This is a genomic window from Stenotrophomonas sp. MMGLT7, from assembly GCF_021168555.1.
Classification (GTDB): domain Bacteria; phylum Pseudomonadota; class Gammaproteobacteria; order Xanthomonadales; family Xanthomonadaceae; genus MMGLT7.
This window is the reverse complement of the sequence record NZ_JAJOZS010000004.1, coordinates 59,144-79,808: the sequence shown is the minus strand read 5'-3', so window position 1 is coordinate 79,808 and position 20,665 is coordinate 59,144. Positions and strand designations below refer to the sequence as shown.

General features: G+C 72.4%; 21 protein-coding genes. 7 read left to right on the top strand and 14 right to left on the bottom strand.

What is annotated here, in order from left to right:
* Nucleotides 1-5: 5 nt before the first annotated feature.
* The 3 genes from LRX76_RS07120 to LRX76_RS07110 are packed head-to-tail and all read right to left on the bottom strand — an operon-like array spanning nt 6 to nt 2,126.
* On the bottom strand, nt 6-914 hold the full coding sequence (locus tag LRX76_RS07120; protein ID WP_231803526.1) for a histone deacetylase family protein: 909 nt from the start codon (nt 912-914) through the stop codon (nt 6-8).
* Between the two features lie 53 nt (nt 915-967).
* Nucleotides 968-1,528: a cob(I)yrinic acid a,c-diamide adenosyltransferase gene (locus LRX76_RS07115; protein WP_231803524.1), complete on the bottom strand. Its 561-nt coding sequence runs from the start codon at nt 1,526-1,528 to the stop codon at nt 968-970.
* Between the two features lie 4 nt (nt 1,529-1,532).
* Nucleotides 1,533-2,126 (bottom strand): hypothetical protein, encoded by a 594-nt coding sequence (locus LRX76_RS07110; RefSeq protein ID WP_231803522.1) that lies wholly within the window; start codon nt 2,124-2,126, stop codon nt 1,533-1,535.
* A 258-nt stretch (nt 2,127-2,384) separates the two neighbouring features.
* Between LRX76_RS07110 and ubiH the strand changes: the two genes are divergently transcribed.
* Nucleotides 2,385-3,614: a 2-octaprenyl-6-methoxyphenyl hydroxylase gene (gene ubiH, locus LRX76_RS07105; protein ID WP_231803520.1), complete on the top strand. Its 1,230-nt coding sequence runs from the start codon at nt 2,385-2,387 to the stop codon at nt 3,612-3,614.
* Nucleotides 3,611-4,789 (top strand): UbiH/UbiF family hydroxylase, encoded by a 1,179-nt coding sequence (locus tag LRX76_RS07100; protein WP_231803518.1) that lies wholly within the window; start codon nt 3,611-3,613, stop codon nt 4,787-4,789. Before ubiH ends, LRX76_RS07100 begins: the two co-directional genes overlap by 4 nt.
* A 559-nt stretch (nt 4,790-5,348) precedes the next feature.
* Here the strand turns inward: LRX76_RS07100 and LRX76_RS07095 are convergent.
* Complete coding sequence (locus LRX76_RS07095; protein ID WP_231803921.1) at nt 5,349-5,705, bottom strand: EF-hand domain-containing protein; 357 nt, start codon at nt 5,703-5,705, stop codon at nt 5,349-5,351.
* Between the two features lie 163 nt (nt 5,706-5,868).
* Nucleotides 5,869-6,591, bottom strand: coding sequence for a hypothetical protein (locus tag LRX76_RS07090; RefSeq protein ID WP_231803516.1), 723 nt, complete (start codon nt 6,589-6,591; stop codon nt 5,869-5,871).
* A gap of 148 nt (nt 6,592-6,739) precedes the next feature.
* On the opposite strand from LRX76_RS07090, the gene LRX76_RS07085 reads away from it, so the two are divergent.
* Nucleotides 6,740-7,729: an NAD(P)-dependent oxidoreductase gene (locus LRX76_RS07085; protein WP_231803514.1), complete on the top strand. Its 990-nt coding sequence runs from the start codon at nt 6,740-6,742 to the stop codon at nt 7,727-7,729.
* Nucleotides 7,730-7,755: 26 nt separating this feature from the next.
* Here the strand turns inward: LRX76_RS07085 and rlmM are convergent, their stop codons facing one another.
* The 4 genes from rlmM to LRX76_RS07065 all read right to left on the bottom strand — a co-directional run bounded on the left by rlmM (nt 7,756) and on the right by LRX76_RS07065 (nt 12,678).
* Entirely contained in the window at nt 7,756-8,841 is a 1,086-nt protein-coding gene (gene rlmM, locus LRX76_RS07080; protein WP_231803512.1) for a 23S rRNA (cytidine(2498)-2'-O)-methyltransferase RlmM, read from the bottom strand.
* Complete coding sequence (locus LRX76_RS07075; protein WP_231803510.1) at nt 8,813-9,373, bottom strand: nucleoside deaminase; 561 nt, start codon at nt 9,371-9,373, stop codon at nt 8,813-8,815. The genes rlmM and LRX76_RS07075 overlap by 29 nt, the downstream gene beginning before the upstream one ends.
* A 156-nt stretch (nt 9,374-9,529) precedes the next feature.
* A complete protein-coding gene (locus tag LRX76_RS07070; RefSeq protein ID WP_231803508.1) occupies nt 9,530-10,465 on the bottom strand; it encodes a DMT family transporter in 936 nt (311 codons plus the stop codon).
* A 440-nt stretch (nt 10,466-10,905) separates the two neighbouring features.
* On the bottom strand, nt 10,906-12,678 hold the full coding sequence (locus LRX76_RS07065; protein ID WP_231803506.1) for a glutamine--tRNA ligase/YqeY domain fusion protein: 1,773 nt from the start codon (nt 12,676-12,678) through the stop codon (nt 10,906-10,908).
* Between the two features lie 89 nt (nt 12,679-12,767).
* Between LRX76_RS07065 and LRX76_RS07060 the strand changes: the two genes are divergently transcribed.
* The 3 genes from LRX76_RS07060 (at nt 12,768) to LRX76_RS07050 (ending at nt 14,685) form a co-directional block, all read left to right on the top strand.
* Nucleotides 12,768-13,034 carry a DUF2007 domain-containing protein gene (locus tag LRX76_RS07060; RefSeq protein ID WP_231803504.1) on the top strand — a complete coding sequence of 89 codons (267 nt, stop codon included), beginning with the start codon at nt 12,768-12,770 and terminating at the stop codon, nt 13,032-13,034.
* Nucleotides 13,035-13,044: 10 nt separating this feature from the next.
* The gene (gene msrA, locus LRX76_RS07055) at nt 13,045-13,758 is read left to right on the top strand and encodes a peptide-methionine (S)-S-oxide reductase MsrA (protein WP_231803502.1); all 714 of its coding nucleotides are present in this window, start codon (nt 13,045-13,047) and stop codon (nt 13,756-13,758) included.
* Between the two features lie 165 nt (nt 13,759-13,923).
* Nucleotides 13,924-14,685, top strand: a complete 762-nt coding sequence (locus tag LRX76_RS07050; RefSeq protein WP_231803500.1) for a murein L,D-transpeptidase catalytic domain family protein — start codon at nt 13,924-13,926, stop codon at nt 14,683-14,685.
* 41 nt (nt 14,686-14,726) lie between these two features.
* Here LRX76_RS07050 and LRX76_RS07045 read toward each other — a convergent pair whose 3' ends face one another.
* Nucleotides 14,727-15,845 carry an MBL fold metallo-hydrolase gene (locus tag LRX76_RS07045; RefSeq protein WP_231803498.1) on the bottom strand — a complete coding sequence of 373 codons (1,119 nt, stop codon included), beginning with the start codon at nt 15,843-15,845 and terminating at the stop codon, nt 14,727-14,729.
* Between the two features lie 148 nt (nt 15,846-15,993).
* Between LRX76_RS07045 and LRX76_RS07040 the strand changes: the two genes are divergently transcribed.
* Nucleotides 15,994-17,052 carry a L,D-transpeptidase gene (locus tag LRX76_RS07040; protein WP_231803496.1) on the top strand — a complete coding sequence of 353 codons (1,059 nt, stop codon included), beginning with the start codon at nt 15,994-15,996 and terminating at the stop codon, nt 17,050-17,052.
* Between the two features lie 10 nt (nt 17,053-17,062).
* Here the strand turns inward: LRX76_RS07040 and LRX76_RS07035 are convergent, their stop codons facing one another.
* The 4 genes from LRX76_RS07035 to LRX76_RS07020 all read right to left on the bottom strand — a co-directional run bounded on the left by LRX76_RS07035 (nt 17,063) and on the right by LRX76_RS07020 (nt 20,456).
* The gene (locus tag LRX76_RS07035; RefSeq protein ID WP_231803494.1) at nt 17,063-17,641 is read right to left on the bottom strand and encodes a type 1 glutamine amidotransferase family protein; all 579 of its coding nucleotides are present in this window, start codon (nt 17,639-17,641) and stop codon (nt 17,063-17,065) included.
* Between the two features lie 264 nt (nt 17,642-17,905).
* Nucleotides 17,906-18,871 carry a transaldolase gene (locus LRX76_RS07030; protein ID WP_231803492.1) on the bottom strand — a complete coding sequence of 322 codons (966 nt, stop codon included), beginning with the start codon at nt 18,869-18,871 and terminating at the stop codon, nt 17,906-17,908.
* Nucleotides 18,872-18,915: 44 nt separating this feature from the next.
* The gene (gene rnk, locus LRX76_RS07025; RefSeq protein ID WP_231803490.1) at nt 18,916-19,362 is read right to left on the bottom strand and encodes a nucleoside diphosphate kinase regulator; all 447 of its coding nucleotides are present in this window, start codon (nt 19,360-19,362) and stop codon (nt 18,916-18,918) included.
* 143 nt (nt 19,363-19,505) lie between these two features.
* Entirely contained in the window at nt 19,506-20,456 is a 951-nt protein-coding gene (locus tag LRX76_RS07020) for a LysR substrate-binding domain-containing protein (protein WP_231803488.1), read from the bottom strand.
* Between the last annotated feature and the right edge of the window lie 209 nt (nt 20,457-20,665).

Sequence of the window (20,665 nt, the reverse complement as noted above, 5' to 3'; positions counted from 1 at the left end):
GGGGTTCAGCGCAGTGCGTCGACGTGGGCGACGCTGCACTCGCGCAGCGCCTGCAGGTCGTAGCCGCCCTCGAGCATCGAAAGCACCCGCCCGCCGGCATGGCGCTCGGCGATCAGGCGCAGCTCGGCGGTGATCCAGCCGAAGTCCTCGGTGTCCAGCATCAGGTCGGCCTGGGGGTCGCGCATGTGGGCGTCGAAGCCGGCCGAGACCATCAGCAGCTGCGGCTTGAAGGCGTCCACCACCGGCAGCATCTGGTCGGCCCAGGTGTTGCGGAAGCGGAAGCCGCCGCTGCCCGGCGGCAGCAGGACGTTGTGGATGTTGCCGATGCCGCGCTCGTGCACGCCGCCGGAATAGGGGTACAGGCCGGACTCGTGGCTGCTGAAGTACTGCACCCGCGGCTCGCGCTCGAAGATGGCCTGGGTGCCGTTGCCGTGGTGGACGTCGAAGTCGACGATCGCCACCCGCTCCAGGCCGTACTTGTCGCAGGCGTAGGCGGCGGCCACGGCGATGTTGTTGAACAGGCAGAAGCCCATCGAGGCCTGGCCGGTGGCGTGGTGGCCGGGCGGGCGCACCGCGCAGAAGGCGGTGCTGTCCTCGCCCAGCATCAGCGCATCGACCGCGGCCACGCCGGCGCCGGCCGCGCGCAGGGCGGCGGTGGCCGAGCCGGGCGACATCACCGTGTCCACGTCGAGCATGCGGTGGCCCTCGAACCTGGCCTCCAGCACCGCGTCGATCTGCTCGCGCTCGTGCACCCGCGCCAGTTCGCCGAGCATGGCCAGCGGGGCTTGCCGCCATTGCAGGTCGTCGAAGGCGGCATGCAGTGCCTCGGTCACCGCGCGCAGGCGCTCGGGCGATTCCGGATGGTCCGGACCGGGATCGTGCCCGAGGCAGTCGGGGTGGGTGAAGACGAGCATCGGCGCACTGTAGCGTCTCCGCCGCGCCTTTGCCGTCAGCGGAAAGTCGAAGATCAGCCCGGGGCGTCGCGGCGCTCGCGCCGCCACAGCACCTCGCCGTGGCCGTCGGCCCGGGCCAGTACCCGCGCCAGCACGAACAGCAGGTCGGACAGCCGGTTGAGGTAGCCGATGGCCTCGGTGCGGACCGGCTCGACGCGCGCCAGCGCCACGGTCTCGCGCTCGGCGCGGCGCACGACGGTGCGGGCCAGGTGGCAGCGCGCCGCGGCCTCGCCGCCGGCCGGCAGGATGAAGTCCTTCAACGGCGGCAGCGGCGCGTTGTAGCGGTCGAGCTGGCGCTCCAGCGCCTGGATGTCGGCCGCGGCGATGGCGGCATGGCCGGGAATGCACAGCTCGCCGCCGAGGTCGAACAGCTGGTGCTGGACGGCGGTCAGCAGCTCGCGCACGTCCTGCGGCAGCTGCGCCGCCAGCAGCAGGCCGATGGCCGAGTTGGCCTCGTCCACGGTGCCGTAGGCGGCCACCCGCGGCGCGTCCTTGCCGATGCGGCTGCCATCGCCCAGGCCGGTGCTGCCGTCGTCGCCGGTGCGGGTATAGATGCGGGAAAGACGATGGCCCATGGCCTCAGCCCGCGGTCCGGTCCCCGCCGTGCGGCAGCAGCGGCGCGATCCGCTCGGCGCCCAGCTGCAGGGCGGCGGCGATGCCGACGTAGGCCGCGGCGGTGCCCAGGTACGGCAGCAGCCAGTCGCTGTAGTTCTTCCACCAGCCGGCCAGGGTGGGCTCGGCCACGTTGCGGCTGATCCAGTAGAAGCTGCCCTGGGCGATCAGCTGGCACACGGCGACCGCCGCCAGCAACGCCACCGCCAGCCGCGCCAGCGCGCCCAGGTCGGCGCGCACGTAGCCGCGCCGCAGCCAGGCGCCGCCGAGCCACAGCACGAGGTAGGCGGGAACCAGGCACCAGTAGGCCGGCGAGACGCAGTAGTGCTGCCAGAAGCTCAGGCCCTGGGCCTGGATCGCGTACACGTCGATCGCCACCGCCAGCGCCATCAGCAGCGGGAACGCCCAGCGCGACCAGCCGCGCAGGTAGAAGCCGCCGATGAAGAATGCCGCCCACGACGCGTCCGGCGGGGTGAAGTGCTCGAACGGGTGCGCGCGGCTGGCCATCATCAGCAGGGCCAGCACGGACAGGACGAAGACGCGTTGCGCAGTGGCGGTCATGGGGGCGGCGTGGGAAAGCGACGGGCCATTCTAGTCCAGCCGCCGGTGCGCGTCCGGCTGCGCGGCAGCGGCCCGTGGGGGCGACGTGGGGACGACGTAGGAGCGGTTTCAGTCGCGATGGGGCTTTGCCGGCAAGGCCCCATCGCGACTGAAGTCGCTCCTGCAGGCCGTTCCAGCAGCCGCTCGCGCAGCGAGAACCGCCCGCCCCGGTCCCGCGGCGTGGCGCGAGGAAGCCGGCGACATCCGTATCATGGCGGCATGAACGCACCGCAAGACCTGCAAGTACACGATGTCGCGATCGTCGGCGGCGGCCCGGTCGGCGCCAGCCTGGCCATCGCCCTGGCGCGGGCCGGCACGGGCGTGGCACTGGTCGAGGCCAGCCCCGCCGGCGCGCTGCCGCCGGTGTTCGACCAGCGCAACCTCAGCTTCGCCGCCGCCACCGTCAACGCGCTCGCCGCGCTGGGGGTGATGGCGCACCTGCGCGCGCCGGCAGGGCCGATCCGCCGCATCCACGTCAGCCGCGCCGGCGATTTCGGCCGGGTGCTGCTGGACGCGGCCGACTACGACCGCGCGTGGTTCGGCCAGGTGGTGGTGGCGAGCGACTTCGGCCAGGCGCTGGAGGCGCGGCTGGCGGAGCTGCCGGGGATCGTCCGCTACCGGCCGGCGCGCTTCGTCGGCCTGGACGGCGTCGAGGACGGCCTGCGCCGGCTGCGCATCGCCGATGCGCAGGGCGAGCGTGTCCTCGCCGCGCGCCTGCTGGTGGGGGCCGACGGCGCCCGCAGCGCGGTGCGCGCGGCGCTGGCGATCGGCAGCGACGAGCACGATTTCGGCCAGACCCTGTTCGTGGCGCGCCTGCGCGGCGAGCGCGCGCCCGACGGTACCGCCTGGGAGCGCTTCGGCGACCACGGCCCGACCGCGCTGCTGCCGCGCGGCGACCGCCACTACGGCGTGGTGCACGGCGTGGCCAGCGGCGATGCCGCGGCGGTGGCGGCGCTGGACGAGGCGGCCTGGCTGCAGCGCCTGCAGCGGGCCATCGGCTGGCGTGCCGGACGGCTGCTGGCCAGCGGCGAGCGCAGCGCCTACCCGATCGTGCAGGTGCTGGCCGCGGCGCTGGTCGGCGAGCGCGCGGTGCTGCTCGGCAACGCCGCGCAGAGCATCCACCCGCTGGGCGCGCAGGGCTTCAACCTTGGCCTGCGCGATGCGCTGACGCTGGCCGAGCTGATCGAGGACGGCGGCCGCGACGATCCGGGCGCCGACGCGCTGCTGCGCGAGTACGCGGCGCGGCGCGGTCCCGACCGCGAACAGACCCTGGGCTTCTCCGGCGGCTTGGCGCGACTGACCGGCAACCCGGCGCCGCTGCTGCGGCCGCTGCGCAGCCTCGGCCTGCTGGCCGCCTCGCAGGCCGCGCCGCTGCAATCGATGCTGGTGGGCGGGGCGATGGGATTCCGCGGCCAGGTGCCGCGTCTTTGCCGGAGCCAGGGCGCATGAGCCGGCGCGGGATGCACGACGTGGTGGTGGCCGGCGGCGGCGTGGTCGGCGCGGCCTGCGCGCTGGCGCTGGCCGATGCCGGGCTGGACGTGCTGCTGGTGGAAGGCCGCGAGCCACCGCGCTGGTCGGCCGCGCGGCCCGACCTGCGGGTCTACGCGTTCGCGCCGGACAATGCCGCGCTGCTGGATGCGCTCGGGGTGTGGCCGGGCGTGCGCGAGCGGCGCGCACAGCCCTACCGGCACATGCGCGTATGGGATGCGGCCGGCGGCGGCGAGTTGGCGTTCTCCGCCGATGCGCTCGGGCGCGAGCAGCTCGGCTGGATCGTCGAGAACGACCTGCTGGCCGAACGGCTGTGGACGGCGCTGCCGGCGGCGGGCGTGCAGCTACGCTGCCCGGCGCGGGTGCAGGCGCTGGAGCAGGACGAGCGCGGCGTGCGCCTGCGCCTGGACGATGGCAGCCGCGTGGAGGCGGCCATCGCGGTGGCCGCCGACGGTGCCGAATCGACGCTGCGCACGCTGGCCGGGCTGCCGGTCCTGCGCCACGACTACGGCCAGCGCGGGCTGGTCGCCTTCGTTCAGACCGAACGGCCGCACCAGGACACCGCCTGGCAGCGCTTCCTGGCCACCGGCCCGCTGGCGCTGCTGCCGTTCGCCGAAGGCCGCAGCTCCATCGTCTGGACCCTGCCCGAGGACGAGGCGGCGCGGATGCTGGCGCTGGACGACGAGGCCTTCGCGGGCGAACTGACCGCCGCCTTCGGCGCGCGCCTGGGAGCGATCCGGCCGGTGTCGGCGCGGGCGGCGTTCCCGCTGCGGCGGCAACTGGTGGCCGACTACCTGAGCGGCCGCGTGCTGGCGCTGGGCGATGCCGCGCACGTGGTGCATCCACTGGCCGGGCAGGGCGTGAATCTGGGCCTGCGCGACGTGGCCGCGCTGCGCGCGCTGGTACGCGATGCCGCCGGGCGCCGGGTGGAGTGGAGCGCGCCGCAGCGGCTGCGGCGCTGGGCGCGCACGCGCCGCAGCGAGAACACGGTGGCCGCCTACGGCTTCGAGGCGATCAACCGGGTGTTCTCCAACGACGAGATGCACCTGACCCTGCTGCGCGGGCCGCTGCTCGGCGTGGCCGGCCGGCTGCCGCCGCTGCTGTCGGCGTTCTGGAAGCGCGCCTCGGGCCTGTAGCGCAGGCGGCATAGCCCGGGTGAGCGCAGCAGCCGGGGGCAGCGACGGCTATTCCCGGACCTGATTCCCCAGCAATCGCATCCGGACAGCAACGGCCCCTCCCTAACCCTGCCTGTTTCGCAAGGGAGGGGGCAACAGCAGAGCATCCAGGTTCGCATGACGGCGCTGTTGCTGTTGCAGCCAAGCGTGAGCAGCCAAGCTCTCCCCAGACCCGGAGGGCGCCGCCCATGGATGGGCGGCGTTTTCCGACCGAGCCAGGGATGGCGAGTCGGAAAATCCCGATAGCCCATCAGCCGTAGGCTCTTGACCTTGCAGGGAAAGCGTTTTTCTTTGGTTCGTTTCTTTTTGCGCTTTCCAAAAAGAAATGAACCCGGCCGCGCTAGCGGACGGAAGCTTTTGCTTCTACGGTTCCTTGCCAAGTCCAGGAACCTCGAAGGAGTTGGATGCGACTGATGGGGAATCGGGTTCCCCGCGAAGGCGGGGACACTGATGCCTTTCGTCCAGATCGCGCCAAAGTCGCTGGGTCCCCACCTTCGCGGGGACGACGATTGCAGGGGCCTCAGCGCAGCCAGCCGGCCAGCTGTTCGCGGCTCAGGCGACCGCTGCGCGCCGTATCGAGCGCGTCGAACTCCGCCGCCAGCGACGGGTTGGCCTGGGCCTCGGCGCGGCTGATGAAACCGTCGCCATCGCTGTCGAGGGCATCGAAGTCGATGCGGTAGTCGCCGATCACGCTGTCCGGCTGGATCGAGCGCACGGTGACCGGGGCCTGCCCGGCCGGCACCTGCACCTGCGCCTGGTGGGTGACCGGGGCGCTGGCCAGCGGCTGCTGGCGCACGTTGGCCGGCACCTCCTGCAGCGGCGCGCTGGTGGCGGGCGTCGGCGTGGGCCGGGTCTGCGCGGCGGCGGGCAGCGCCATCAGCGCGATCGGCAGGATCAGGGCGTGGATTCGCACGGCAGGTCTCCTTGGCAAGGCGGCGCCATCGTACGCAAACGCGCCGCCGGCCGGGTAGGGCGCGGCACCGCGCCGTGATGGCGAGGGCCGGCAGCGGTCGCCGGGACCTGCCCGGCGCAGTGGCCGTTCATCCCGGGATGAACGGGAACACCAGCTTCAGCAGGCCCTTCAGGCCGCCCTCGGCGGTGCTGGCAATGGCCTTGGCGCCGAGGCTGTTGAGCGCGCGGCGCACGTCGTCCCAGCGCAGCTGCTTGAGATCCTTCTTCAGCAGGTCGGCGACCTCCTCGGCGGTGGGCGCCAGCTTGTTCAGCTCGCGCGCGATCTTCTCCGGCTCCGGCTGCAGGTAGCCCCAGCGCTCGGCGATCTTGAGCAGGGTGTCGAAGCGCACCGCCACCACCTCGCGGTTGCGCTCGTAGACGGGCAGTGCGCCGACCTCGAGGATCGCCTGCTCGAAGCGCTGCGCATCGTCCGGGTGCTCGATGCGGATCGCCAGGAACCCCTCCTTGCGGCTGCGCTCGCTGACGTGCTTGGCGCCCGAGCGCAGGTTGGCCTCGGTCAGCACCGTGGCGACGATCCGCTGCAGCGCCGCGTCGGCCTCCTCGGGCACCAGCGCGCGCCAGCGCGCGTAGCCGTCGCGGCGCAGGCCCTTTACCTTGGCCGGGGTGACGCGCAGCATCAGCGCCACCGCGGCGTTGGAGTCGCTGCGCGCGATCGCGCCGTCGCGTTCGAGCAGCACGAAGATCAGCAGTTCCAGGTCGCGCTTGGTCAGCGACTGGAAGCCCTGCAACAGGGTCAGCCGCAGGAATTCGTTGGCGAATCCGGCCGGGTCGTGGAGTTCGAGTTCCTTCATGGCGGTCTCCTTCGTGTCCAGACAGTATCGCCTGCCGCGATTGCACCGGCTGAGACCGCCGTCGCCGCGCGGCGGGGATGCATGCACCGTCCGGCACGGGCGTGGCCGGTGGTATACCGGACACCCTTCACCAACAGGGAGTCGCATCATGGCAACGCAATCGCCCAGGCCCGTGGTGGCCGTGCTGGGCCTGGGGATCATGGGCTCGGCCTTCGCCCGCAACCTGGCCAAGGCCGGGTTCGAGGTGCACGTGTGGAACCGCTCGCCGGAGCCGGCGCGTGCGCTGCAGGCCGCCGGCGCGCGGGTGCACGCCGATGCCGCGGGCGCGGCGGCACCGGCCGACGTCGTCCTCTGCGTATTGACCACGGCCGAGGTCAGCCGTGGCGTCATCCTCGGCGAAGTGGCAGGCGACGCGCCGGCACCGGCCTCGGTCGCCGCCGCGCTGCGCCCCGGCAGCGCCTTGCTGCAGATGGGCACCATCGGCATCGACGGTACCCAGGCGCTGGCGCGGGCGCTGCAGGCCGCGCGGCCGGACGTGTTCTTCGTCGATGCGCCGATCTCCGGCTCCAAGGGGCCGGCCGAGAACGCCGCGGTCACCATCCTCGCCTCCAGCGACACGCTGGGCAGTTCGGCGCCGCAGCCGGTGCGCGGCGCCCGCGCAGAGGCGGCGGACGCGGCGGTGGCGCAGGTGCTCGAGGCGATCTCCCGCGCCACCGTCTGGCTCGGCGGTGCCGGTGCCGGCACGCGCATGAAACTCGTGGTCAATGCCTGGCTGGTGGCGGTGATGCAGGGCGTGGCCGAGACCGCGGTGCTGGCGCGTGCGCTGGGCTTCGACGCAGGCCAGGTGTGGGCGGCGCTGGAGGGCGGCCCGCTGGCCGCGCCCTACGTGAAGGCCAAGCTGGCCAAGATCGGGGCGCAGGACTTCTCCACCGAGATGGCGCTCAAGTGGGGCGCCAAGGATGCCGGGCTGGCGCTGCAGGCGTATCGGCAATCGGCCCCGGCCGAACTGGAACTGCCGGTGATCGCGCAGATCGCCACGTTGTGGCAGGCCGGCGCCGAGGCCGGCTATGCCGAACGCGACATCTCCAGCATGTATGCCTACCTGCTCGGCGAGCCGGCGGACGGCCGCCCCGCCTGAGATGCCGGACCGGGCGAGCGCCCGGCTCAGCCGGCGCGCGCGCTTCCGGCGAAGACGGTGATCTCCTCGCGGTCGTGGTAGAGCTGGCGCGCGCGCAGGGTCAGCGGGCGCTGCGCCTGCTCGGCGAACAGGTCCAGGCACAGCCGGGTCTCGTCCCAGCGCTTCTTCATCGGCAGCTTGAGGTTGAAGATGGCGTTGCGGCACCAGCCCTCGCGCAGCCAGGTGGCCATGCGCGCGGCGACCCGGCGCGGCTGCTCGACCATGTCGCAGACCATCCAGTCCAGCGGCTGCGGCGGCTGCCAGTGGAAGCCGTCGGCGCGCAGGTGCTCGACCAGGCCGGTGTCGAGCACGTGCTGGCGCAGCGGGCCGTTGTCCACGCTGGTGACGTGCAGGTGCTCGCGGGTCAGCACCCAGGTCCAGCCGCCGGGCGCGGCGCCCAGGTCGGCCGCGCGCATGCCCGGCCGCAGCAGCGCCGCCTTCTCCTCCGGCGAGAGCAGCGTCAGCAGCGCTTCCTCCAGCTTGAGCGCCGAGCGCGACGGCGCGTCGGCCAGCAGCTTCAGGCGCGGGATGCCCAGCGGCCACGGCGCGCCGTCGGCGGGATCGCCCTGCGCCAGCAATGCGTGGTCGCCGGCGACGAAGCACACGTGCAGGCGCGGCAGCCGCGCTTGCGGCTTGTCGCTCAGCAGCCCGGCCTTGCGCAGTGCCGGCCGCAGCGCGTTGCCGAAGCTGCGCGCCAGCCCGGCCAGCGGCTTGCCGGCGTCCGAGTCCGGATGCTCCACCCACAGGTCGCCGAAACGCGGCCGGCCCTGCAGCGCGGCCAGCATCGGCGCGATGCGGTCCTTCGGGTCCAGGCCTTCCAGTTCGGCCAGCAACTGCAGCTTCTGCCGGGCGAAGATCAGCCCGCGCCAGTGCAGCCGCTGCGCCAGCGCGGCGCCGTCCTCGCAGTGGAACAGCACGTAGCCGTCGTTGCGCCGGGTGCGCGCATAGCCGGGCAGGCCGGCGGCCGCGGCGCGCTCGCCGAGCTCGGCGGCCAGTTCCGGCTCGAAGCCCTGGCGGCAGTAGCCGAGCACGGCGCTGCCGGCGTCAATAACGGTCACCGCCGCTCTCGCCATAGCGGCGCAGCACCTCGCGGGCGTCCTGGCGATGCAGGTCGCGCACCACCTCGATGCCGCGCTTGTTCAGTTCGCCGACCCAGTCCGCCGGCAGCGGGCCTTCGTCGAACTCGGTCAGCTCCATCACGTCCTCGGCGCGGGCGCCGATCAGCAGGCGGTCGATGCCGGCCCAGATGGTGGCGCCGTAGCACTGGCAGCATGGCTGCGCCGAGGTCGCCAGCGTCACCGGCGCGCGCGCTGCGTTGAGCCGGCAATCCTGCACGCGCTGCTGGGCCAGCATGTAGGCCATGTTCTCGGCATGCGCCAGCGAGGTGTGCTGCGGCACCACGCGGTTGACCCCGGCGGCGATGATGCGGTCGTCCGGGCCGAACACCACCGCGCCGAACGGGCCGCCGCTGCCGTGCTCCACGTTCAGGCGCGCCAGTTCGATCGCCAGTGCCACCTTGTCCGCATCGCCGGGATAGGCGCGGCCGTGGTCGACGGCATCGTGGACCCAGACGGGCAGGGTGATGTGGACTTGGGCGTTGAGCATCGGCGGATCGGTTCCTGGGTTCGCATGGGGCGGCGCAGTGTATCCGCGCCGGCGGCGCTTGCGGCGCATTGCCCCGCTACGCTGCGACAGCCGGCGATCGCGCGCAAGCCACCCGTGCCCATGCGCCGGCTGCCGCGACGACCCGCCGGCTGCGGTTCACGCCTTCGCCCGCCGCGGCAGGTGCGCCGAGGCGCACCACACCACGCCGACCAGCAGGCAGGCGATGGCCGCCAGCTCCAGCGAGGTCGGCCAGCGACGTTCCCAGGCAAAGCCGTACAGCAGCGCGAACACGGTCTCGAACACGATCATCTGCCCGGCCAGGGTGAGCGGCAGCAGCCGGCTGGCCCGGTTCCAGCAGGCGTTGCCGATCACCGAGGCGAACACCGCCAGCAGCGCCGCCACGCCCCAGAAGCGCGCCCAGTCGGCCGGCGCATGCGGCGCCGAGGCACCGAACGCGGCCGGCGCCAGCAGCAGCGCCAGCGCACCGGTGACCACGCCGGTCAGCAGCGACCAGTCGCGCCCGGAGATGTCAGCGCGCCGCGACAGCCAGCGCGCATTGCCCACCGAGTAGGCCGACCACGACAGCAACGCCGCGAACGCGCACAGCAGGCCGGCGATGCGCAGCCCCAGGCCCTGGCCGCCGCTGCCCTCGCGCGACAGTGCCTGCCAGCCGATCAGCGCCACGCCGGCCAGGCACAGCGCGCAGGGCGCGGCCAGCGCCGACAGCCGCATCGCGCCGGCCGCGCGCGAGCCGGCCGCCATCACCACCACCGGCACCAGGCCCACGATCAGCGCGGTGGCCGGCCCGCCGGCCCAGTGCACCGCCGCGCCGACCAGCACGTAGTAGACGAGATTGCCGAGCAGGCTCAGCCGTACCAGCGCCCACCATTCGGCACGTCCCAGCGATGCGGTGGCGCGGCGCCAGCGCGGTGCCAGCACTGCCGCGGCCACCAGCCCGTAGGCCAGGTAGCGCGAGGCCGACAGTTGCAGCGGGGTGAAGTCGCGCAGCAGTTGCGGTGCCAGGAACACCAGTCCCCACAACGCGCCGGCGGCCATGCCGGCGCCGATCCCGGCCAGCCATCTCTCGTGCATCGGTGTCCTTTTCGAGCCGGATCTTCCTGGTTGCCGGTGATGGCGGAACCGCCGCCCTCGGCGGCGCTGTCGTGCAGGCAGATCGTCGTGCCGAAGGATAGCGTTTCGCCGTCCACGCGCCGGCGGGCCTGTTCATCGCCAATCGGAATGGGCAGATTCCCGCGCCGGCTTGCGCGGGCCCGATCGATGCCAGGTGCCCGTAGTCCCTTCTAGCGCACCTGTCTCCACTGCGCCTCCCAGCCCGCGCCTTGGAATCCATCCGCTGGGAAAGGGCACCCGATGCCAGGCAGGTGCGCGCAAGGCGTCGACGCGACGAAACGGAAAGCCGGCAGCAGGCCGGTGGTCCCGGCCCCGCGCAAGTCGAGCTGTCTACTGCGCGGAAGTGGCGGTCGCCATGCGATGCCCCGCGACCCTCGGCCCCGGAGGCACCGCACGGGACATCACCTTGCCCAGGTATCGCGCAGTGTCACGCTGCGGTTGAACACCGGGGTTTCCGGGGTGTGGTCGCGGCGGTCGGCGACGAAATAGCCGCTGCGCTCGAACTGGAACGACTGCTCCGGCACCGCCAGCGCCGCGGCCGGCTCGACGAAGCCGCGCACCACCTTGCGCGATTCCGGGTTCAGGTAGTCGCGGTAGCTCTTGCCCTCGGACTCGTCGTCGGGCTTCTCCACCGAGAACAGGCGGTCGTACAGGCGGATCTCCGTCGCCACCGCGTGCGCGGCGCTGACCCAGTGGATGGTGCCCTTGACCTTGCGGTTGGCGCCTTCCATGCCCGGGCGCGATTCCGGGTCGAGCCAGCCGCGCAGCTCGACGATCTGGCCGGCGTCGTCCTTCACCACCTCGTCGACGCGGGCGATGCCGGCCCCGCGCAGGCGCACTTCGCCGCCCGGCACCAGCCGCTTCCAGCCCTTGGGCGGGACCTCGGCGAAGTCCTCGCGCTCGATCCACAGCTCGCGCGAGAACGGTACCTGGCGCTCGCCGAAGGCGGCGTCCTTGGGATGGTTGGGGAAGGTCAGGCTTTCCTCGTGGCCCTCGGGCAGGTTGGCGAGCACCAGCTTGAGCGGCTCGACCACCGCCATCCGCCGCGGCGCGTGCGCGTCCAGGTCCTCGCGCAGGCAGCCTTCCAGCACCGAGAAGTCGATCACCGAGTTCTGCTTGCTGATGCCCACCCGGTCCACGAACAGGCGCAGCGCCGCCGGGGTGTAGCCGCGCCGGCGCAGGCCCTGCAGCGTGTACATGCGCGGGTCGTCCCAGCCGTCGACCAGCCCGTCCTCGACCAGCGCGGTGAGCTTGCGCTTGCTCATCACCGTGTAGTTGATGTTGAGCCGCGAGAACTCGATCTGCCGCGGCTTGCCGGCCTCGCGCGGCAGGCCCTTGTCCAGCAGCGGCTGCAGCAGTTCCGGGTGCGCGGCCAGGTCGACGTTGTCCACGCACCAGTCGTACAGCGGGCGGTGGTCCTCGAACTCCAGCGTGCACAGCGAATGGGTGATGCCCTCGATGGCGTCGCCCAGCGAATGGGCGAAGTCGTACATCGGGTAGATCGGCCAGGCGTCGCCGGTGTTCTGGTGCTCGACGTGCTTGATCCGGTACAGCGCCGGGTCGCGCAGGTTGATGTTGCCGCTGGCCATGTCGATCTTCGCCCGCAGCGTGCGCGCCCCGTCCGGGAACTCGCCGGCGCGCATGCGCCGGAACAGGTCCAGGTTCTCCTCGACGCCGCGCCCGCGGTACGGCGAGTCGCGGCCGGGCTCGGTCAGGGTGCCGCGGTACTCGCGCACCTGTTCGGCGCTCAGGTCGCAGACGAAGGCCTTGCCGTCGGCGATCAGCTTCTCGGCGGCCAGGTAGTACACCCCGAAGTAGTCCGAGGCGTGGCGCAGGTCGGCCCAGTCGAAGCCCAGCCAGTGCACGTCGTCCTGGATCGCGGCGACGAACTCGGGGTCCTCCTTGGCCGGGTTGGTGTCGTCCAGGCGCAGGTTGCAGCGCCCGCCGAACTCGGCGGCGATGCCGAAGTCCAGGCAGATCGCCTTGGCGTGGCCGATGTGCAGGTAGCCGTTGGGCTCTGGCGGGAAGCGGGTGCGGATGCCCTGGTGCTTGCCGCTGGCCAGGTCCTCGCGGACGATCTGGCGGATGAAGTCGCGCTTCTCCGGCAGGGTGTCGGCGCTGGCGGTGGTGGGGGCCGGATCGGCGGCGGGGGTCTCGGAAGGCGTGGTTGACATGCCGGAACTGAATGCAGAAGGACCGGCAGTTTATCGCGCCGGGCCGGCGGTCGTATGCTCGCGGACGACCGTTGCTGGAGCCGTGCCCCGTGAAAGTCGCCTACCGAGCCGAGAACCTGATCGACGCCCACCTGGTCAAGCATGCGCTGGAGGACGCCGGCATCCCCGCGTTCGTGTTCGGCGAATCCCTGCTCGGCGGCATGGGCGAGCTGCCGCTGTTCGGCGTGCTGCGGGTATGCGTGGCGGATGAATCGCTGCCGGCCGCCGAGGCCGCGGTGCGCGCGCTGGACTTGGCCGGGCCGGGCGATGGCCCCATCTCGGTCGAAGACTCCGACCCCGGCCTCCTGCCGGCCTGAGGGCTCCACCATGCTGGGAATGGGAACCGGACTGAAACTGGGCATCGGCGCGTTCAAGCAGCGCATGCCCTCCCGCGAGGACGCGCTGCCCGGCCGCAGCCAGCCGCTGCCGCTGCACAACGCGCACTTCGTCAACGGCCATCCGCTGCGCGACGATGCCGGATCGCCGCCCGCGGCGGGCTTCGCCGGCCTGGAGGTCATCGACCTCGGCCTGGGCTGCTTCTGGGGCGCCGAGCGCCGCTTCTGGCAGCTGCCGGGGGTGGTGGTGACCGCGGTCGGCTATCAGGGCGGCCATACCCCCAACCCGACCTACGAGGAAGTCTGCTCGGGCCTGACCGGCCACACCGAGGTGGTGCGGGTGGCGTTCGACCCGGCCCGGGTGTCGCTGGACACCGTGCTGCGCACCTTCTGGGAAAGCCACGATCCCACCCAGGGCATGCGCCAGGGCAACGACCGCGGTACGCAGTACCGCTCGGCGATCTATTGCCACGACCCGGCCCAGTACGCCGCCGCCATCGCCAGCCGCGATGCCTACCAGCAGCGCCTGCACGCCGCCGGCCTGGGCGAGATCACCACCGAGATCGTCCAGCCGGCGCCGCCGTTCTACTACGCCGAGGACTACCACCAGCAGTACCTGGCCAAGAATCCCGGCGGCTACTGCGGCCTGGGCGGTACCGGGGTGAGCTGCCCGATCGGCGCCGGCGTGCCGGCGCAGCGGAGTTGATGCAGAATGGCCCTGGCGCGGCGCGTGTCGAACCGTGATCGCCGCCGCTGCGCAGACGGGCCCCGTGGCCCTTCGTCCACATCGCCGCTCCCCGCCTGAACCGGTGCGACGACGCGGACGGGGCCGTGTCCCGCCGTCCGGCCCGACTGCCATGAAGAGCCTGCCATGAAGATCCTGCTGTTCCCGCTCCTGGCCGTGGTGGCCGCCATCGCCCCGGCCGGCGCCCGCTCGCCGGAGGCGCGCCCCCACGGTGCCTCCGTGCTGCCGCCGCCGCTGGCCCAGCCGCCGCGGTCGCTGGCGGCACAGGACCTGGCGCGGCTGGCCCCGGCGGCCGACCCGCAGGTGCTGGCGCTGGGGCTGTCGGCGATGCAATGCGCGCAGGCGCACGGCACCGGTGCCGACGCCCGCCGCCTGGCGGTGATCGACTACAGCCGCTCGTCGCTGAAGCCGCGGCTGTGGGTGTTCGACCTGGCCGCCGGCCGGCTGCTGTACGAGGAATGGGTGGCGCACGGGCAGGGCTCGGGCGAGGACGTGCCGCATCGTTTCTCCAACGACGAGGGCACCCACGCCTCCAGCCTGGGCCTGTTCTACACCCGCGACACCTACCAGGGCCGCAACGGCTATTCGCTGCGCATGGAAGGGCTGGACCCGGGCTTCAACGACGCCGCGCTCAGCCGCGCCATCGTCATGCACGGCGCCGCCTACGTGAATGCCGACAACGGCCGCCGCATCGGCCGGCTCGGCCGCAGCTGGGGCTGCCCGGCGCTGCGCACCGCGGTGGCGCGGCCGGTCATCGACCAGCTCAAGGACGGCCAGTTCGTGTTTTCCTACTATCCCGAGCAGGCCTGGCTGACGCGCTCGGCGCTGGCGCGCTGCGCGCAGGCACGGCTGCAGCAGGCGCCGAGCCAGCTGGCCAGCACGCACTGAGGTTGCGCCGGCACGGGGATCGCCGTGCCGGCAAGTGCAGGTCAGGCCGAGAACGCCAGCGTGGTGCCGACGTAGGCCCGGATCAGGCGCTCGGGGGCGGTGGCCCGGGCAAGCTCGTAGAACGGTTCCCCGCTGCAGTGCAGCGGCACGATGTGGTCCACGCCGAGGTCGAGCAGGCTGTTCAGCGTGTCGGCGACGTAGGCCTCGCCGTGGGGCGCCAGGTGGAAGCCACCGATGACCGCATGCACCTTGTCCACCCCGGAGACGGCGCGGGCGCGCCTGACCGAGTTGATCACGCCGCGATGGCCGCACGAGGTGAGCACGACCAGGCCCTTGCCGCGGACGTGGTAGGCGGTGGCGATCTCGTGGTGGAAATCGTCGGGGACGTCCCCGGCCTCGCCGCGCGCGCCCGGCAGGTGGTCGGGCCGGCAGCCGTTGCCGTGCGCGTCCAGGCCGGCCTGGAACTTCGTCGGCGACAGCACCTTCTCGAATCCTTCCTGTGGGATCAGCCCGGTGTTGAGCGCATGGCCGGCGACCAGCGTCGCCGCGTCGGACGAGACGACCCTGACCCGCGCGGCATCGAGCGAGGCACGGTCGATCACGCCGTAGTTCTTGCCGTTGCTGGCGTAGCGGCGCGAGCAGAACGCCTCCTCGTCGCCCAGGTAGAGCGGGGTGCCCGGTTTCAGGCTGGCGCGATGCCGTTCGAGGAAGCCGGCCAGTCCGCCGAAGTGGTCGTAGTGGCCGTGGCTCAGCACCAGGGCATCGATCCGCGACACGTCGATCCCCAGCAGTTCGAGGTTGTTGTTGATCGCCTCGGGGGTGTGGCCGAAATCGACCAGCACGCGCCGCGTCTCCGTCCCGCGCGTGGACTCGGCGTGCAGCGACAGCCCGAACTCGCCGATCAGCGCCTTGTCCGGCGGCGCGTCCTCGGAGAGGAAATGGCCGGGGCGGGTGACCTCGACATCGCCTTCGCGGCCGCTGCCGGCCAGCGCGTAGGACAGGCCGTCGGTGACCACGCGGATCGTCAGCGCGTCCACCTGCGGCACCGCCAGCGCGGCCGGCGGGTTCTGGCCGCGGACGGCGGCGGGAAGCAGCAGCGAGGCCAGGCCGGCACCGGCCCCTCCAAGGAAGACGCGGCGACTGAAACGGGCTGTGGTCATGGTCGTGGCGGCCAAGCAGGGACGAGCCGCGAAAGTAGACGCAGCGGCGGGACCGGCGTCATGGCCGCTGGCAATGAAGACATGGCGATGACGCATCTGTGCGCCCGGCACCCTAGACTGTCGGCCATCTCCGCGACGGAAGTTCCGCATGTCCCGACCCGTTCCCGCGCGCTGGCTGCTCGCCTTCGTCCTGGCCCTGACCGCCTGCCCGGCACTGGCGGTACCGACCTGGGGCGCGCGCCAGTCCAGCAGCGTGGACACGCCGCCGGCACAGCTCAAGCCGGGCCAGTGGATCTGGGGCGGCGACAGCAGGACGCTGGGGCCGATGGCGGTGGTGGTCAGCCTTACCGAGCAGCGGGCCTACGTCTATCGCAACGGCATCCTGGTCGGGGTGTCCACGATCAGCAGCGGCAAGAAGGGCTACGAGACCCCGACCGGCGTGTTCACCATCCTGCAGAAGGACAAGGACCACCGCTCCAACCAGTACAACAACGCGCCCATGCCCTACCAGCAGCGCCTGACCTGGGGCGGGGTGGCGCTGCACGCGGGCGGCCTGCCGGGCTACCCGGAGTCGCACGGCTGCATCCACCTGCCCACCGCGTTCGCCGAGAAGCTGTTCGAGGCGTCCAACATGGGCATGACCGTGGTGGTGTCCGAGGCCGGCAAGGCGCCGGTGGACCTGGTGCATCCGGGGCCGCTCAGCCCGATCGATCCGGCCACCGGCAAGACCGTGGACCTGCTGCTGGAGGATGGCCGGCCGTGGCGCTGGGAGCCCGAGCGCGCGCCCAAGGCCGGGCCGCTGTCGATCGTGCTCAGCCGCAGCGACCGCATCGCGTTCGTCTACCGCGACGGCATCGAGATCGGCCGTACCCGCATCCAGCTCGACGAGTCGCAGCCGCGCACCGGCACCCGTGCCTACATCGTCGCCGACGGCTACGTGCCGCCGGCCGATGCCGCCGCCGCGGCCAACGCGCCGCTGCCGTCGTGGATCGCCATCGGCGTGCCCGGGCACGAGGACGATGCCGGGCAGGTGCTCAGCGCGGACGAGGCCGAGCAGATCGTGATCCCGCAGGCGTTCAAGGCGCAGGTGCTGCCGCTGCTGGCGCCGGGCACGGTGATGGTGGCTACCGACGCGCAGGTGCTGCCGCAGACCACCGGCCAGCCGATCCAGGTGATCGACTCCGACCCGCCGGAGGCGCCGCACTGAGGCGCCGGGCTCAGCGCTTGCCGGCGAACTCGGCGGCGAACTGCGCGCGCACCCGCTCGATCTCGCTCCCGCGCTCGGGATGCAGCCACTGCAGGCAGGCGCAGGCGAAGGACGCCGGGCTGGTGCCCGGCGCCGTCACCAGCCCGGCTTCGCTCACCACCGGCAGGTCCCGGTACCACGCCTGGCCGGCGTAGCCGGGCAGGTGCTGCTGCAGGAACTGCAGCGAGTTGCTCGTGTGCGGACGCTCGTCGAGCAGGCCGGCATAGGCCAGCGCCAGCGTGGCGCCGCAGATCGCGGCCACCGCCCGGCCCTGCCGCACGCGCTGGTCCAGCAGCGCGCTCAGCCCGGGGATCTCGCCGGCCTGCCAGCGATCGCTTCCGGGCAGGATCCACAGGTCGGCCTCGAGCGGGTCCAGGTCGGACAGGGCGAACTGGGGGGCGATGCGCAGCCCGCCGATCGAGTCCAGCGGGCGGCCGTCGATGCTGGCGGTGACCACCTCGTCGCCGAACCATTCGCGCGCGGCCGGCAGCACCACGCCGATCTCCCAGTCCGCCACGCCATCGACCATCACCGTCGCGATCTTCGCCATGCCTCGTCTCCGTGCCACTGCCAGGGGCAGGCGATCATGCCAGCGGCGATGCTGCGGCCGCGCGAAGACGGCGTTGCCGGCGCGTTGCGCCACGGATCGGCGGTGGCGCAGCCCGGGTAAGCGAAGCGCAGCCGGGTCGGCGGTCGTCGCGGCTGCGCTTCTTCGCTTATCCGGGCCACATGATTGCCGGTCGAGCCGGGCACGTGTGGCGGAGACTAGCCTTCGCGCGCGGGGCCTTGCGGCCCCGGCCGGCGCACCGCCCCGCTACGCGGCCAGCCGTTCGGCGATCAGCGCGCGCAGCGCCTGCAGGTCCTGGGCGAAGGTGGCGATGCCGCCGGCCAGCTTCTCGCTGGCCATCGGGTCGGCGGCCAGGGCGGCGGCGAAGCGGGCCGCGTCCACCGGCGCCTCCTCCCGCTTGTCCACCTCGCCGGGCGCCAGCTTGCGCGGCAGCGGGCCGCAATCGGCGTCGAGCTTTTCCAGCAGTTCCGGCGAGATGGTCAGGCGGTCGCAGCCGGCCAGCGCCTCGACCTGCGCGGTGGAGCGGAACGAGGCGCCCATCACCACGGTGGCGAAGCCGCGGCGCTTGAAGCCGGCATACACCGCGCGCACGAAGATCACCCCGGGGTCCTCGTCGATGCTGGCCGGGGTCTGCCCGCGGGCCACGTACCAGTCGAGGATGCGGCCGACGAACGGCGAGATCAGGAACGCGCCGGCCTCGGCGCAGGCCAGCGCCTGGGTCGGGTTGAAGATCAGCGTCAGGTTGCAGTCGATGCCCTCGGCCTGCAGCTGCCGCGCGGCCTGGATGCCTTCCCAGGTGGCGGCGATCTTGATCAGCACCTTGTCGCGCGGCACGCCGCGTTCGGCGTACATGGCGACGAACCGGCGCGCCTTGGCCACGGTGGCGGCGGTGTCGTGGGACAGGTCGGCGTCGACCTCGGTGGAGACGCGGCCGGGCACCAGCCCGGCGAGCATGGCGCCCACGCCGACGGTGAGGCGGTCGGCCACTTCGTCCACCACCGCGCCGCAGTCGCCGGCCTGCTGCCGGCCCCAGGCCAGCTCGCGCTCTATCAGTCCGGCGTAGACCGGCAGGTCCAGCGCCTTCTTCACCAGCGTGGGGTTGGTGGTGCAGTCGACCGGCTGCAGGCGCTTGATGGCCTCGTAGTCGCCGGTATCGGCCACCACCACGGACAGTTCGCGCAGCTGCGCCAGCTTGGAAACGGGGGTTGTCATGTGCTTGGTCACTCGTGTTCGGCCTCGCCGCTAAGGTAGCGTGCTCAGCGGTGCAGGTCGCCCGCTGCCTCGGGCTGGTAATGGATGGCGCTCACGCGCAGTCGCAGCGGGCGTCCGCCCGGCGCCTGCCAGTCGATCGACTGGCCCACGCTCAGGCCCAGCAGCGCGCTGCCGACCGGCGCCAGCACCGATACGCGGCCGCGCTCGACGTCGGCCTCGTGCGGATAGACCAGGGTGAGGCTGTGCCGTTCGCCGTTGAGCTCGTCCTCGCAGTCCACCCGCGAATGCATGGTGACCACGCCTTCGGGGATCTGCTCGGGCGGCAGGACGTTGGCGCGCGCCAGTTCGCCCGACAGCGCGATCGCGGCCGGATGCCGGCTCAGCGCGGGGGAGTCGAGCAGGGCTTCCAGGCGGGCGAGGTCGCGGCTGGAAATGGTCAGGGGCGGGGCGACGGCCGAAGGCGGCAGGCCACTGCGGTGTTGCGATGTCATCGGAATCCTCCTGGATGGCGCATGCCCGTATCGGGCATGCCGGCATGGAGCGTGCCCCGGAGGGAACGCGCAAAGGGCGGCGCCGACGGCGTCGCCCTGCTTCCATTGTCCGGACAATCGCGCGCGGATGCGACCCCGCGCGATCAGGCGGCGGCGATCCTGCGCGATTGGCCTTCCTCGCCGGCGGCATCCAGGCTGAGCAGTTCCGGCGGAAGCGCGCGGAACACCTGCGCCAGCCGCTCCAGGAACGCGGCCATCGCCGAGCTGCGGCGCCACGCCATGGCGATGCGGCGGTTCGGGCGCGGGCGGTCGCGGAAATCGAGCAGGCGCAGGTTGGGCGAGGGCGCCACCGGCGGCTTGACAGCCAGCATCGGCAGCAGGGTCACGCCGACGTTGGCGGCGACCATCTGCCGCAGCGTCTCCAGGCTGGTGGCCTGGAAGCCGGACTTCTCGCTGGTGCCGGCCAGGTGGCACACGTCCAGCGCCTGGTCGCGCAGGCAGTGGCCGTCCTCGAGCAGCAGCAGGCGCAGGTCGTGCAGTTCGGACAGGTCCAGCGCGCCGCGCCGGGCCAGCGGGTGTTCCTCCGGCACCGCCAGCACGAACGGCTCCTCGAACAGGAACTCGGTATGCAACTGGTCGTCGTGCAGCGGCAGCGCCAGGATCGCCGCGTCGAGCCTGCCTTCGCGCAGCTGGGTCAGCAGCAGGTCGCTCTTCTCCTCCACCAGCAGCAGTTCCAGTTGCGGGAAGCGCTGGCGGATCTGCGGGATCACGTGCGGCAGCAGGTACGGGCCCAGGGTGGGGAAGATGCCCAGGCGCACGCTGCCGGCTTCCGGGTCCTGGCTGCGGCGCGCGGCCTCCTTCATCTGCTCGACCTCGGCGACGATGCCGCGCGCGCGTGCCGCCGCCTCGCGGCCGGCCGGGGTCAGCATCACCTTGCGCGGGGCGCGCTCGACCAGCGGCACGCCCAGTTCGTCCTCCAGCTTTCTGATCTGGGTGGACAGCGTGGGCTGGCTGACGAAGCACGCCGCTGCGGCGCGACCGAAGTGCTTGTGGTCGGCCAGGGCCACCAGATACTTGAGATCACGCAGGTTCATTGGTCTCGGCCTCGGTCACGGTCACGGTCTAGCGGAACGGATGCACGGACGACGGCTTCCCGGTCGATGGCAGCTTACGCCACCGCGGAAACGGCGCCGTCGATTTCCCTTCCCCCGCAAGCGGGGGAAGGTGGCGCGCGCCAGATGGGGGACTCTTGCTGTTGCTTCCCGATGCTCCAGACAGCCCCCATCCGCCCTTCGGGCACCTT

Excerpts from the sequence above, each read along its gene's own strand:
- LRX76_RS07045 (WP_231803498.1), bottom strand. The coding sequence starts at position 15,845 with ATGACCACAGCCCGTTTCAGTCGCCGCGTCTTCCTTGGAGGGGCCGGT.
- msrA (WP_231803502.1), top strand. The coding sequence starts at position 13,045 with ATGCTGGGAATGGGAACCGGACTGAAACTGGGCATCGGCGCGTTCAAG.
- LRX76_RS07050 (WP_231803500.1), top strand. The coding sequence starts at position 13,924 with ATGAAGATCCTGCTGTTCCCGCTCCTGGCCGTGGTGGCCGCCATCGCC.
- LRX76_RS07095 (WP_231803921.1), bottom strand. The coding sequence starts at position 5,705 with ATGGCGCTGCCCGCCGCCGCGCAGACCCGGCCCACGCCGACGCCCGCC.
- LRX76_RS07075 (WP_231803510.1), bottom strand. The coding sequence starts at position 9,373 with ATGCTCAACGCCCAAGTCCACATCACCCTGCCCGTCTGGGTCCACGAT.
- LRX76_RS07020 (WP_231803488.1), bottom strand. The coding sequence starts at position 20,456 with ATGAACCTGCGTGATCTCAAGTATCTGGTGGCCCTGGCCGACCACAAG.
- LRX76_RS07035 (WP_231803494.1), bottom strand. The coding sequence starts at position 17,641 with ATGGCGAAGATCGCGACGGTGATGGTCGATGGCGTGGCGGACTGGGAG.
- LRX76_RS07110 (WP_231803522.1), bottom strand. The coding sequence starts at position 2,126 with ATGACCGCCACTGCGCAACGCGTCTTCGTCCTGTCCGTGCTGGCCCTG.
- LRX76_RS07070 (WP_231803508.1), bottom strand. The coding sequence starts at position 10,465 with ATGCACGAGAGATGGCTGGCCGGGATCGGCGCCGGCATGGCCGCCGGC.
- LRX76_RS07090 (WP_231803516.1), bottom strand. The coding sequence starts at position 6,591 with ATGAAGGAACTCGAACTCCACGACCCGGCCGGATTCGCCAACGAATTC.
- LRX76_RS07120 (WP_231803526.1), bottom strand. The coding sequence starts at position 914 with ATGCTCGTCTTCACCCACCCCGACTGCCTCGGGCACGATCCCGGTCCG.
- LRX76_RS07040 (WP_231803496.1), top strand. The coding sequence starts at position 15,994 with ATGTCCCGACCCGTTCCCGCGCGCTGGCTGCTCGCCTTCGTCCTGGCC.
- rlmM (WP_231803512.1), bottom strand. The coding sequence starts at position 8,841 with ATGGCGAGAGCGGCGGTGACCGTTATTGACGCCGGCAGCGCCGTGCTC.
- LRX76_RS07100 (WP_231803518.1), top strand. The coding sequence starts at position 3,611 with ATGAGCCGGCGCGGGATGCACGACGTGGTGGTGGCCGGCGGCGGCGTG.
- rnk (WP_231803490.1), bottom strand. The coding sequence starts at position 19,362 with ATGACATCGCAACACCGCAGTGGCCTGCCGCCTTCGGCCGTCGCCCCG.
- LRX76_RS07030 (WP_231803492.1), bottom strand. The coding sequence starts at position 18,871 with ATGACAACCCCCGTTTCCAAGCTGGCGCAGCTGCGCGAACTGTCCGTG.
- LRX76_RS07085 (WP_231803514.1), top strand. The coding sequence starts at position 6,740 with ATGGCAACGCAATCGCCCAGGCCCGTGGTGGCCGTGCTGGGCCTGGGG.
- LRX76_RS07065 (WP_231803506.1), bottom strand. The coding sequence starts at position 12,678 with ATGTCAACCACGCCTTCCGAGACCCCCGCCGCCGATCCGGCCCCCACC.
- LRX76_RS07115 (WP_231803524.1), bottom strand. The coding sequence starts at position 1,528 with ATGGGCCATCGTCTTTCCCGCATCTATACCCGCACCGGCGACGACGGC.
- ubiH (WP_231803520.1), top strand. The coding sequence starts at position 2,385 with ATGAACGCACCGCAAGACCTGCAAGTACACGATGTCGCGATCGTCGGC.